A 12,142-nucleotide genomic window follows, 5' to 3' on the forward strand; every position below is an offset into this window, starting at 1 on the left:
GGTGTCCTGACCGGGGAAGTCGATGCCGGCCGCCTGGCGCACCGCACTGCGGGTGCCGTCGCAGCCCACCACCCAGCGGGCCCGCACGGTCCGGTGGGTGCCGTCGGCCCGGATCACCGTCTCGACGGCGTCCGGCCCCTGGGTGGGCGAGACGACCTCCTCCCCGCGCAGCACCCGGGCGCCCACGGCGACCGCGTGCTCCTCCAAGAGCTGTTCGGTGACGGACTGACCGAGCGCCAGCATGAAGGGGTGCACCGCCCCGACGGTGGAGAAGTCCAGCCGGGTGGTCGCCGCGCCGAAGTGGCCGGGTCGGCACCGGGGTGCCGCGCTCTATGAACCGTTCCGCGAGGCCGCGGGTGGCGAAGGTGTCCAGCGTGCCGGCTTGCATGCCGACCGCGCGCGACCGTCCGTCCGGTGCCGCCCGGCGTTCCACGACGGTCACCTCCACCCCGTGCAGCCGCAACTCCGCGGCGAGCCAGAGCCCCACCGGGCCGGCCCCGGCGATGAGCACGTCGCACTGGCCTCGCCGAAGAGGAAGACGGACGACCAGCCGGCATCACTGCGCGCGTAACTGCCCACGGCCTGAAGGGCGAGGAACCCCGTCTCCACCGCGAGCGCACCGGTGATCAGCTCCTTGTACCCGGCCTTGGTACGACGCTCCAGCGCGCCGACAACCCGCAGCGGCGGTTTCTCCAGCAGCAGAGCCGCGCCCCGCAGCACCGGTACGGGGCCGCATCTCGGCATTGAGCCCGATGCCGAGGCCGAGCAGCGCGAGCTCCACGGGCCCGGTGGTGAAGACCGCGTCGATCGCGACGAAGACCGTGCTGCCGGCGAATCCGAGCGTCAGACGACGCAGACGCACCGGCCCGAAGACGAGCTCCAGGTCGCGTGACGCGCCGTCGGCCGGCGCTCCGGGCACGGCGCGTGGGACCGGCACGAGAGTGCGGCCGGTTCCGGTGGTGACCGGCAGGACGAGCGGGGCCTGCCGCACTCCGCCCGTGCTCAGCTCGACCAGTACCGCGGTCCCGGGCCCGGCCGTCGTCATATCGGCGGGGAAGCACGGCAGTCGGCGCTCGGCCGCGGAATCGACACGATCCAGTGCGGTGTTGAGGGCTACGGCCTGGACCATGTCCCACCGGTCCGGTGTCAGGGCGAAGGCGACGCCGTCCAGCACGAGGTCCGCGCCCGAGGGGCAGGGCCGTCGGGCCCTGCCCGCGAGGTCTGCCACCGGCATTGGCCGGAAGCACGACCACGCTCAACTCGTGCCGTCGGACGAAGACCGGGAGAGCCGGGCCCTGCCGGTGAGTCTCTACCCGGAGCTGGACGGGGCGTTACTGACGCGGTTCGTCGGCGCGCTGGAGTCGGGCGACACCGCCGGGCTGGCGCCCCTGCGGGCCGAGGAAGCCACGGAGGCCCGCCGACTGGTCCGGTTCAGCCGGGTGACGGTGTCCGGGGCCTACGGGGCCGGGCTGGACGGCGCGCTGTGGAAGCACCCGCCCGGCGAACCCCGGCCGCTCCACGGACCCCTTCTATGGCGACGCCAACAAGCTCGGCACCTCCATCACCGTCTCGTCACCGGCCGACGCCCCCTCCTGCCTCGAAATCCCGCTGGCCTGACCGTGGTCCTGTAGCAGTCGTCGACTCCGTACAGGTCCTGACTTGCCCCATCCAGCCGGTCCCGGTGACCCAGGACGGGGGCGAGGGCTGCGCGGCCTTGGATGATCTGCTGGGCCAGCGGGACGAACAGTGTCTCGGTGATGGTCTGTGAGAGGTGCCGGTCGATTCGGGCGGCGGTGTCGAGGATCTGGCCAGGCGTTTCGACGTACGCCGCTCCGGCAAGCGGGGGCCAGGTGGTGAGCTCGACATCAGGGCTCGCGCGGAGCGGAGCAGTCTTGTCAGACGGCCTTGACGATGATGCCGGTGCCTTCGAGCGCGGTGACCTCGTCAGCAGGTGCTGAGGTGTCGGTGACGAGGATGTGCAGCAGTGTGGCGGGGCCGACGTAGGCGTAGGCGGTGTGGCCGAGCTTGCTGCCGTCGGCGGCGACGATGATGCGGCGCGTGGAGGCGATGCCGGCCTTTTTCACGGCCGCGTCATCGAGGTCGTAGGCGGTCAGGCCCTCGGCTGCGCTCAGACCACAGCAGCCCATGACGGCAGTGTCGAAGCGCAGCGCCGCCAGGGACGCGAGGGTGAGGGGGCCCGTGAGGGCTCCCTCGGCGGCCCTCGGCTGCCCGCCGGGCACCATCAGCGTGGCCGCAGCCGGGCCCTCGCCGAGGACACGGATGGCCTGCAGGGACAGGGGCATCACCGTGACCGGCCGCTGGCGCAGCAGGTGGGCGATCTCCAGGCAGGTGGTGCCGCTGTCGAGGAGGACGGTCTCGCCGTCGGCGATGAGCGAGGACACCTCAGCCGCGATGCGGCGTTTGGCATCGACGGCCTCGTGAGCACGCAGCGAGAAGGGCGGCTCCTGGCCCCGGAGCAGCAGGGTGCGCGCCCCGCCACGGACCCGCTCGAGGACGCCTTGCGCGGCCAGCACGTCGAGGTCGCGCCGGATGGTCATCTCGGAGGCCCCGGTCAGCGCGGCGAGTTCCTGGACCGTGATCCTGCCCGACTCTCTGACGGCCTGCGCGATCATCCCGTGCCGTTGTGCGTTGCTCATACCGCGATTGAACACCCCACTAAACGAACACTCAATGTGTGCGAAGTGACAGTATTCAAACACGTCAGATGTTCTTTACGGTGGCGGGCATGGACCATTCGCTTCGGGCTGCCCGCGTGGCGACCTTTGTCTACTTCATTCTTTGCGGCACCACGATGGGCGCCTGGGTGGTGCACATCCCCGCCATCGAAGAGCGCGTGGGCATCAGCCACGCGACACTCGGGGGACTCCTGGTGCTGCTCGGGCTCGGGGCCTTCCTCGGCATGCAGGCGGCTGGGCGGCTGACCGACCGGCTCGGAGCGCGCATCGTCGTCCCCGCCACTGGCGTTCTGTGCAGCGCGGCCCTGGTGCTGCCCGGCCTTTCCCGAGACCCGTGGACGCTGGCCGGTGCCCTGCTGGCGTTCGGTTTCTGCAACGGTTGCCTGGATGTGAGCATGAACGCCCACGCCGTGCACGTCGAGAAGGCGTACGGCCGTCCCGTCATGTCGGCCTTCCACGCCACGTTCTCGGTCGGCGGAGTACTGGCCTCGCTCGTCGGCGCGGCCGTGGCGAGCGCCGGCCTGAGCCCGGCCGCGGGCATGGCCGGCGTGGGAGCCCTGGGCATCGGGATCGCCCTCGTGTCAGCTCGCGCCCTGCTGCCGGCCGCACCCCCCGCTACCGACACCGACACTGCGGAACAGGCCGGGCAAGCGCGGGCCGCCAAGCACCGCAACACCAGCGGGCGCATCTGGATCCTCGCCGCCCTGGCTCTGATGGTCATGCTGTGCGAGGGAGCCGCCAACGACTGGAGCGCGCTGCACCTCAAGGACATCCTGGGTGCACCCACGAGCACTGCCGCCTTCGCATATGGCACCTTCGCGGCAACGATGACCATCGCACGGCTGCTCGCCGACCGCCTCGTCGCCCGGTCCGGGTCCATGGCGGTCCTGCGCTACGGCGCGGCCACGGCTGCCGTCGGCATCACCATCGTGGCCCTCTCCCCGTGGATATGGGCCGCGTTCGCGGGCTGGGCGCTATTCGGTCTGGGGCTGTCCGGCTGTGTCCCGCAGTTGTTCAGCGCAGCCGGGCACGCCGACCCGTCCGCTGCAGGAGCCAATGTCTCCCGCGTCGCCGGGCTCGGCTACCTCGGCATGCTCACCGGCCCCGCCGCCATCGGCTGGCTGACCCACCTCGTCCCCCTGAACCACGCCTTCGTACTGCTGACCCTGCTGTGCGCGATCACCGCTGTGGCCGCGGGAGTCCTGCGCACCGGATCCGACCGCACGCACGAGATGACAGCAAGCAGCCACTGACCGCCTCTCGGGATCCGGAGGAACCCACCACCATGTCCACCGACCGGAACATCGTTCTATTCGACCTCTTCGGGGTCATCGCCCGCCACCAACGCCCGGGCGCCCTGAAAAAGATGGCCGCCCGCTGCCACGCACCCACCGACACCTTCACCACGGCCTACTGGGCCTGCCGCCCGCCCTACGACGCAGGCCGGCAGTCCGCACCCGAGTACTGGACCGCCGTACTGAGACGGCTGTCCCTGTCCGTCGATGCCGACACGATCGAGGAACTACGCCTCACCGACATCGACAGTTGGTCACGCGTCGACGACCAGATGATCGCCTACGTCCAGTCCCTCCGCGAGGTCGCGGAGGTCGCGTTGCTGTCCAACATCCCCTCGGATCACGCGGACGCCTTCCTCGCTGCGCAGCCCTGGCTGCACAACCTGGATCACGTCGCCTTTTCCGGGAAAATCAAAGTAGCGAAGCCGACCCCAGCAGCCTTCCATCACTGCATCGTCGCCATGCGGGCCGCCCCGACGGACTTCCTCTTCGTCGACGACCGCGAGGAGAACGTACGCGCCGCGCTGGCCACCGGCATGAACGGACACCTCTTCACCGACCGCGACGAGCTGGCAGCCGTCATCGACACCTGGTCGACGACTCAACGGCCACGTGGAAATGACACGCTTCCTGAGACTGACTCAGCATGCCTGACATGACACAGCATGAGAGACGGCAGGCCAGAACGGCCTTTCATGCCAAGGGATGCGGGACCCTACAGCAAGCCGACCACAACCCCAGCAGCCGTCCGGATGTCGTCATCTCGACTCCGCCGACCCACAAGACGCCGACCCTAGTGAGTCGACATTCCGGGTGGTCGCGGCATGGATAATCTCGACCAATACCCGGCGCTGAAGGATGCCGGCGCGATGCGGCCGTACAAGAGTTGGGCGCACCCTCCTGGTGTGCGCCCTCACTCTGCCCGGTGAGCGCCCCACCGCGCGGCCGGAACGAGGGCGATCATCGCGCACGCCCCTGCCAGCTGCCGACCCGGGCGATTCAATGTGCTCATCAGTCCTGGGAAGGGAAGGAGTAGTCGTCCCACAGGGCGCGCTCCTTCTCCAGCGGGGCGCGCTCGACGCGAGGCGTCAGGTTCCAGATGAGGGTGGCCCGGTCCGTGGTCCGGTACGGGCGCCAGCCGGGGGTACCGAGGCGGGCGAACGCCGTCCAGGCGTCCGTCATCGCGTGCGACAGGCGCGTCAGCGCGGGCCGCTGGGCATCGACGGCCGCGGACCCGCGCGGCACCCACCCGAGGTCGAGGTTGCCGAAGACGAAGGGCATCTCCAACTGGTGCATGGCACCCAGGTTCTGGGCCTCCGGCACACCCGTCGCATACGGGACATGCCAGTCGAATTGGTAGACGTACGTGGGGCGCCAGCGGGACTGGGCCTCGGCGAGCCGGAGCGTGGGCACCCGCTCCAACTGGTCGGTGAGCATGGCGTTCACCACCCGGCCCTCGCTCAGCCCGGGGCGGTCCGCGGCGTAGACGTCGTACATCCGCTGCTTGCGGGCCGCGAGCACGGGCGGGAAGAAAGGGTAGGCGCGGAGTGGCAGCTTGAGCAGGTCCGGGGTGAACAGCGCCCAGAAGTCCGTCTCATTGGTGTTGGTGCCGGCCATGACGTCGACGTTGCGGGCGCTGCCCGCGGTGATCCGGTCGACGACAGGGCCGGGGACCAGCGAGCCGTCGATGTACGGCGCGAAGAACACGGCGCCGGAGAACCCCGGCAGGCCGGCCCGGGTCTTCTTCTGGAGCTCCAGGATCTGCCGCGTGGACAGGGCCTTGAGATCGTCGACGCCGTGGATGCCGCCGAGCGTGAAGACGCGCTCGGCGGCCGTCCGTGCCGAGTGGGCGGTTTGCACGGCGTTCGCGGGGCCGCTCTCGGCGATGGCGCGTCGGAAGAGGCGCTCCGGCCGGTCCCCGGCGAGCAGGGCGTCGACGGAGACGGCGCCCGCCGACTGCCCGAAGACGGTGACGTTACCCGGGTCGCCGCCGAAGTCGCGGACGTGGTCGTGCACCCAGGAGAGCGCGGCGACCTCGTCCCGCAGGCCGTTGTTGCCGGATCCGGCGTACGAGCGGTCCAGGCCGCCGAGTTCCGTCCAGCCGAGGATCCCCAGGCGGTAATCGGCCGAGACGACGACCGCGTCGCCGCGTGCCGCGAGAGCGGCACCGTCGTCCAGGACGTCGCTCGCGGACTCGTAGATGTCCTCGCCGCCGTGCAGGAAGACCATGACGGGCTTGTGACCACCGGGTGTGCGGGAGGACCACACGTTAACGTGCAGGCAGTCCTCGACGCCGCTGCCGTCACCGTCGGCGAGGTCCTGAGGACACGGCGGCTTCGCCTTGTCGGCCAGGAGGGTGTCCTGCCAGGCGGCGGGCGGCTCGGGGGGCCGGAACCGGCGGGCGCCGGTGGGCGGCGCGGCGTACGGCACACCGAGGTAGGTGCACACACCGCTCTTCTCAACACCCCGCACCGCGCCGAGCGAGGTCCGCGCCCGGCAGCCGGCCGGGGCGTCGCCGCCGCTGCCCGCCGCGGGGGCGCTCACCGCGGCGGTGAGCGCCAAGCTCATGACAGCCACGGCAAGGTGGCGGCCGTACCGCCGGCTGTTCCTCGGGAACACCAGATCTTCTCCCTCGACCGTGCCACGCTCCCGCGCGTGGAGGCCCCATGCCGAACTCCCATGCGCCTTAGTCCAGAATCGGTTGACGCGCAGCCCCGGACCATCACCTGTACGGGGGAATCCGGGGCATAGGTCGCCCTGGCGGCGCGTACGGAGCCGACGTGCCCTCACCCACAAGGAGCCGCTCATGGAAAACGCCCCAGCGGCGCCCCGCCGTACCCTGTTGCGGATGATCACGTCCGGCGGGCTGGTGACGGCGGCCGGGTCCCTGACGGCCGCCTGCGGCAAGGGCGGCGGCAAGGCTTCGGCCGCGTCGTCCGACTCCCCCGCCGGTGCGGTCCGTTCCGGGTCGGGCGCGGACATGATCATGATCGTCCGGCACGGCGAGAAGCCGAAGGAGAACGGCAAGAAGTCACCCTTCGGTATCACCGAGGACGGCGAGCGGAACGACCACGCCCTGCTCGTGCGCGGCTGGCAGCGGGCGGGCGCACTGGTGACGCTCTTCGCCCCCGAGGGCGGTGAGCCACGCAAGGGCCTGCGGCGACCGGACGCCGTCTACGCCGCGGGCCCGCACCCGGGGGCGAAGGGGCTGCGGCCGAGCGAGACGGTCGCGCCGGTGGCGGCGAAGCTGGGAGTACGGACGAACGTCACGTACCGCACCGGTGACGAGAAGGCGCTGGCCAAGGAACTCGCCGCGCGGCACGGCCGCACGCTGGTCTCGTGGGAGCACCACGCCATTCCGGAGATCGTCAAGGGGCTGGGCGGGGAGGTGCGGCCCTCCCCGCCCGAGGACTGGCCCGACGCACGCTTCGATCTGGTGTGGGTGCTGGTGCGGTCAGGACCGGGATGGACGTTCACGCAGGTGCCGCAGCTCCTGCTGGCAGGTGACAGTCAGGACCCGGCTTAGACGCGGCCAGGCCCTGGAGAAGGGTGCTCTCCAGGGCCTGGCGGGCCTTCCGCCCTGTTTCGGGGTTTCGAAGTCGACCGTCCGCCGCAGGTTCCTGATCTGGTCGCGGGCCGGGGTGTGGGGCCGGCTGCACGAGGCGGTCTTGCACCTGCTCGCCGACGCCGGCCACGGGAGCGGTGATCAGGGGTGCTGACGTGGGATTTCAGTCAGCATCAAGTCAGCACGGAAGTCAGCACCGCAGCATCAAAACCTGCCAATTGCGACAAATTGCCTCATCGGTTCCCCAATGTGAGTTGGGTCTCGCGAGCGGCTCGCTCCGCCCTGTCATGGTCTCCCCACGCATACCCTGCCCCCGAACTGTGTATCCCCGCCACATAGGCCCCTCACCTGCTGCTTCCTACGGTGTGGCAACGCAATGACGTACCCCTCCCCCACCCGGAAGCGGTGACCATGACCACCCCCTCACCACACCCGCCAACCCCCAACTCACTCCCCCGCATCGTCGTCGCCAGCCTCATCGGGACCACTATCGAGTGGTACGACTTCTTCCTCTACGGCTCCGCCGCCGCGCTCGTCTTCAACAAGCTGTTCTTTCCCGGGTCCGATCCGCTCGTCGGCACGCTGCTGTCGTTCCTGACCTACGCCGTGGGGTTCGCGGCCCGGCCGTTGGGGGCGTTGGTGTTCGGGCATTACGGGGATCGGTTGGGGCGGAAGCGGCTGTTGGTGGTGAGTTTGCTGATGATGGGGGGTGCGACGTGTGCCATCGGAGTGTTGCCGACACATGCCACGGTCGGGGCTCTCGCTTCCGTGCTGCTCACCGGGCTGCGGCTAGTGCAGGGGTTTGCTCTGGGGGGTGAGTGGGGTGGTGCGGTGCTGTTGGTGTCGGAGCACGGGGATGCGCGGCGGCGCGGGTTCTGGGCGTCGTGGCCGCAGACCGGGGCGCCTGCGGGGCAGTTGCTGGCGACGGGGGTGTTGTCGGCGCTGACGGCCACGTTGTCGGATGCGGAGTTCTTCGCGTGGGGTTGGCGGGTTCCGTTCCTGTTGTCGGGGCTGTTGTTGGTGGTGGGGCTGTGGATTCGGTTGTCCGTGGACGAGTCGCCGGTGTTCCGGGCCGCGCTGGAGCGGGCCCAGGCGTCGCAGGAGGGCGGGGCGGCGGCCGCGGCCGAGCGGATGCCGCTCGTCGTGGTGCTGCGGGACCAGTGGCGGGACGTGCTGGTGGCCATGGGCGCGCGCATGGCGGAGAACATCAGCTACTACGTGATCACCGCGTTCGTCCTCGTCTACGCGACCGGGCACACGCAGCTGTCGAAGCAGACGGCGCTCAACGCCGTTCTCATCGGCTCGGCCGCGCACTTCGCGGTCATCCCCGCCTGGGGTGCCCTGTCGGACCGGGTCGGCCGGCGGCCTGTCTATCTGCTGGGCGCGGCGGGCGTGGGGGCGTGGGCGTTCCCGTTCTTCGCGCTCGTCGATGCGGGGTCGTTCGGGGCCCTGGTCACCGCGGTGACGGTGGGGCTGGTGTTCCACGGTGCGATGTACGCGCCCCAGGCCGCCTTCTTCTCCGAGATGTTCGCGACCCGGGTGCGGTACTCGGGCGCTTCGATCGGGGCGCAGTTCTCGTCCGTGGCCGCCGGAGCGCCTGCTCCGCTCATCGCCACCGCGCTGCTCGCCGAGCACGGCAGCGCGACCCCGGTGGCCCTGTATGTGATGGCCGCCGCCGTTCTCACCCTCGTGGCCGTCGGCTGTGCCCGGGAGACCCGGCACCGCGACCTGGCCGCCGAGGATGAAAAGAAAGAGAAGGCAGGGCGTTCACTCGCCTCCGAGCGCGGGTGAGAGGCGGTGCAGGCGCAGGGCCAGCTGGATCTCCAGGGCGCGGGCCGGCGTTTGCCAGTCCGCGCCGAGGAGGCGGCCCACGCGTTCGAGCCGCTGGGAGACGGTGTTGACGTGCACGTGCAGCTCGTCCTTGGTGCGGGCCGGGCTCATGCCGCAGGCGTAGTAGGCGTCGAGGGTGCGGACGAGGGCGGTGCCGCGCCGGGTGTCGTAGTCGATGACCGGCCCTATCGTCCGGGTGACGAACTCCCCGGCCTGGGTGCCGCCGTCCGTTCCGGCGAGCAGCAGGCCCAGGAAGCCGAAGTCGTCCGCCGCCGCGCCCTCGCCCCCGCGGCCGAGCGCGTGCAGGACGTCCAGGCAGCGCCGCGCCTCGGCGTAGGCGGTGGCGACGTCGCCGGGGCGGGCGGCGGGCGCGGGGATGGGCCGGGAGGCGCCGACGGTGACGGGTGCGTGGGCCGCTTCCTCCAGGCGGCGGGCGGTGGTGCGCGCGGTCGTGGTGGCGTCGTCGCCCGGCCCGTGCGGGAGGAGGAGCACGGCGCCGCCGTCCCGGGCGACGGCGAGCCCGTGGCCGGTGGCGGCCAGGTGGGCGGCGGCGGCCCCCAGGCGTTGCCGGTCGCCGGGGGCGTCGGCGGCCTCGTCCGCGATGCGGGCGGCGAGCACGAGGTGGGGCGCGTCGAGGTCGGCGCGCAGGCGGGCGGCCCGCTCGCGCAGGAGGCGGGGAGCGCGGTCGGGGGCGTCGAGCAGGTCGTCCAGGAGTTCGCCGCGTACGCGCTGTTCGGCCTCGCCCGCCGAGCGCCGGGCCAGTCGTAGGAGGGCGGTGACCATGGCGGCGCGTTCCAGGGCGCGGCGGTCGACGGGGTCGAGGCCGGGGCGGTCGGACAGGCGGATCGCGCCGAGCAGTTCGTCGCCGGCGGTGACGGCCGCGATCCAGTCGTCGTCGTGGCGGACGGCGCGGCCTTCGGCGCGTGAGCGTTCGACGGCGGTCGGCGGCTCTGCCGCCGGGTCCAAGAACTCGTCCAGGAACTCGGCGCGGCCGCCGAGCACTTCGGCGATGGTGGCGGTGACGTCGTGGACTCCGCCGCCGCGCAGGACGAGTTCGGTGAGCCGGTCGTGGACGTCGGCGGCGCGTTCGACGGCGGCGCCGCGGTCCCGGACGATCTCGTTGGCGGTCTCGAGCTCGGCCAGCGCCGAGCGGGTCTCGGCCAGGAGGTTGGCGGTGTCGATGGCGACGGCGGCGTGGGCGGCTAAGGAGGAAAGGAGGGCGATCTGCCGCCGGTCGAAGACGCGGGAGCGCCGATCGGCGGCGAAGAGGACCCCGATGACGCCGCTGCCGAGCCGCAGGGGGACGCCGAGGATGGCGACGAGCCCCTCGTCGCGCACTCCGGAGTCGATGATCCTGGTGTGCCGGAAGCGCGGGTCGCGCAGATAGGCGTCCGTGGCGTACGGGCGTGCCGTCTGCGCGACCAGTCCGCCGAGCCCCTCCCCCATGCCTAGCCGCAGTTCCTGGAACCGTGCGGAGACCGAGCCGTCCGTGACGCGCATGTACGTGTCGCCGGCGGCGGGGTCGTTGAGGGTGAGGTAGGCGGCGTCGGTGCCCAGCAGCGCGCGGGCGCGCCGCACGATGGCCTGGAGCACCGCGTCGATGTCGCGCAGCCCCGCCAGGTCGTGGGCGGTGGCGAAGAGGGCGGCCAGTTCGGCCTCGCGCCGTCGGCGGTCCTCGAGTTCGGCCCGTACCCGCAGGGCGAGGAGCTTGGCCCGTTCCACGGCGGCGAGCCGGCCGGGGTCCGCGCCGTCGGCGCGGACGCGCAGGACGGGCCGCTCGTAGGCTTCGGCGGGCGCGCCGCTCGCGAGGAGTTCGAGGTACGCGGCGAAGGGGCTGTCGGTGGCGTCGTCGGGCATGGCACCAGGATCGCGGGGCCGCCTCAACGGGCGGTCCATCCGCCGTCCATCGTCAGCGTGGCACCGGTGACGGCGCCGGCGTGCGGCCCGCAGAGGTAGGCGACGGCCTCGGCGACCTCCTCCGGTTCGATGAGGCGTTTGAGCGCCTGGCCGGCCAGCAGGACGTCCGTGACGACGCGTTCGGCGGGCAGGGAGTGGGCGTCGGCCTGGTCGGACAGCTGGCGTTCGATGAGTGGGGTGCGGACGTAGCCGGGGCTCACACAGTTGGAGGTGACGCCGTGGCGGGCCCCTTCGAGGGCGGCCGTCTTCGAGAGCCCCTCGAGGCCGTGTTTCGCGGCGACGTAGGCGGACTTGTACGCGGATGCCCGTAGCCCGTGCACGGAGGAGATGTTCACGACGCGGCCCCAGCCCTGGGCGTACATGTGCGGCAGCGCGCCGCGCAGCAGGCGGAAGGGCGCCTCCAGCATGACGGTGAGGATGGTGTGGAAGGCGTCGGGCGGGAAGTCCTCGATGGGGCGTACGAGCTGGACGCCGGCGTTGTTGACGAGGATGTCGGCGCCGCCCGCGACGTGTTCGGCCGCGTCGAGGTCGCCGAGGTCGAGCACGACGGTCTCGACGCTCGCCCCCGCCCCCTCCGCTATCCGGGCGAGCTCCGCGAGCGCGGCGGCGTCGCGGTCCAGCGCGCGCACCCGGGCCCCGGCCGCGGCGAGCCGCAGGACGCAGGCGGCGCCGATGCCTCCGGCGGCGCCGGTGACGAGGGCGGTGCGCCCGGCGAGTTCGGCGGGCGGATGGCCGGGTGAAGGCGAGGGGGCGGTCATGGCGGCACCCTAGGGTGGCGGCGCGCGGGGATCGACGGGGCGTGGACACACAGAGGTCGGGGTGTGGGTGTGCGCCGGCCA

At 71.7% G+C, this 12,142-nt stretch carries 11 protein-coding genes and 2 pseudogenes; 6 read left to right on the plus strand and 7 right to left on the minus strand.

Features of this window, described 5'->3' with window-relative positions; genetic code table 11:
- Window positions 1–9: 9 nt before the first annotated feature.
- The 3 genes and pseudogenes from J1792_RS35930 to J1792_RS25165 form a co-directional block, all read right to left on the minus strand.
- A pseudogene (locus J1792_RS35930) lies at window positions 10–243 on the minus strand (FAD-dependent monooxygenase); the annotation flags it as partial.
- Between the two features lie 195 nt (window positions 244–438).
- Window positions 439–663 (minus strand): hypothetical protein, encoded by a 225-nt coding sequence (locus tag J1792_RS35935; RefSeq protein ID WP_372446190.1) that lies wholly within the window; start codon window positions 661–663, stop codon window positions 439–441.
- Complete coding sequence (locus J1792_RS25165) at window positions 557–1,228, minus strand: hypothetical protein (protein WP_179199058.1); 672 nt, start codon at window positions 1,226–1,228, stop codon at window positions 557–559. Before J1792_RS25165 ends, J1792_RS35935 begins: the two co-directional genes overlap by 107 nt.
- Window positions 1,229–1,262: 34 nt before the next feature.
- On the opposite strand from J1792_RS25165, the gene J1792_RS25170 reads away from it, so the two are divergent.
- Window positions 1,263–1,631 carry a hypothetical protein gene (locus J1792_RS25170; protein WP_143587818.1) on the plus strand — a complete coding sequence of 123 codons (369 nt, stop codon included), beginning with the start codon at window positions 1,263–1,265 and terminating at the stop codon, window positions 1,629–1,631.
- Between the two features lie 264 nt (window positions 1,632–1,895).
- Here the strand turns inward: J1792_RS25170 and J1792_RS25175 are convergent, their stop codons facing one another.
- Complete coding sequence (locus tag J1792_RS25175) at window positions 1,896–2,657, minus strand: DeoR/GlpR family DNA-binding transcription regulator (protein WP_086573793.1); 762 nt, start codon at window positions 2,655–2,657, stop codon at window positions 1,896–1,898.
- A gap of 89 nt (window positions 2,658–2,746) precedes the next feature.
- On the opposite strand from J1792_RS25175, the gene J1792_RS25180 reads away from it, so the two are divergent.
- Together J1792_RS25180 and J1792_RS25185 are read left to right on the plus strand one after the other, a co-directional pair.
- Window positions 2,747–3,949, plus strand: a complete 1,203-nt coding sequence (locus J1792_RS25180; RefSeq protein WP_242646597.1) for an MFS transporter — start codon at window positions 2,747–2,749, stop codon at window positions 3,947–3,949.
- 32 nt (window positions 3,950–3,981) lie between these two features.
- Window positions 3,982–4,650 (plus strand): HAD family hydrolase, encoded by a 669-nt coding sequence (locus J1792_RS25185; protein ID WP_086573796.1) that lies wholly within the window; start codon window positions 3,982–3,984, stop codon window positions 4,648–4,650.
- 352 nt (window positions 4,651–5,002) lie between these two features.
- On the opposite strand, the gene J1792_RS25190 is transcribed toward J1792_RS25185, so the two are convergent.
- Entirely contained in the window at window positions 5,003–6,559 is a 1,557-nt protein-coding gene (locus tag J1792_RS25190; protein ID WP_179199059.1) for a carboxylesterase/lipase family protein, read from the minus strand.
- Window positions 6,560–6,797: 238 nt separating this feature from the next.
- On the opposite strand from J1792_RS25190, the gene J1792_RS25195 reads away from it, so the two are divergent.
- From J1792_RS25195 to J1792_RS25205, 3 genes and pseudogenes are all read left to right on the plus strand, one after another.
- Entirely contained in the window at window positions 6,798–7,517 is a 720-nt protein-coding gene (locus tag J1792_RS25195) for a hypothetical protein (protein ID WP_207248272.1), read from the plus strand.
- Window positions 7,518–7,563: 46 nt separating this feature from the next.
- Window positions 7,564–7,683, plus strand: a pseudogene (locus tag J1792_RS25200) (IS5/IS1182 family transposase); the annotation flags it as partial.
- A gap of 284 nt (window positions 7,684–7,967) precedes the next feature.
- A complete protein-coding gene (locus J1792_RS25205; RefSeq protein ID WP_207248463.1) occupies window positions 7,968–9,347 on the plus strand; it encodes an MFS transporter in 1,380 nt (459 codons plus the stop codon).
- Here the strand turns inward: J1792_RS25205 and J1792_RS25210 are convergent.
- Window positions 9,324–11,243 (minus strand): helix-turn-helix domain-containing protein, encoded by a 1,920-nt coding sequence (locus J1792_RS25210; protein WP_242646598.1) that lies wholly within the window; start codon window positions 11,241–11,243, stop codon window positions 9,324–9,326. The genes J1792_RS25205 and J1792_RS25210 overlap by 24 nt on opposite strands.
- 23 nt (window positions 11,244–11,266) lie before the next feature.
- Complete coding sequence (locus J1792_RS25215) at window positions 11,267–12,061, minus strand: 3-hydroxybutyrate dehydrogenase (RefSeq protein ID WP_086573551.1); 795 nt, start codon at window positions 12,059–12,061, stop codon at window positions 11,267–11,269.
- Window positions 12,062–12,142: the final 81 nt, after the last annotated feature.

This window comes from Streptomyces triculaminicus, assembly GCF_017349075.1.
Lineage (GTDB): Bacteria > Actinomycetota > Actinomycetes > Streptomycetales > Streptomycetaceae > Streptomyces > Streptomyces triculaminicus.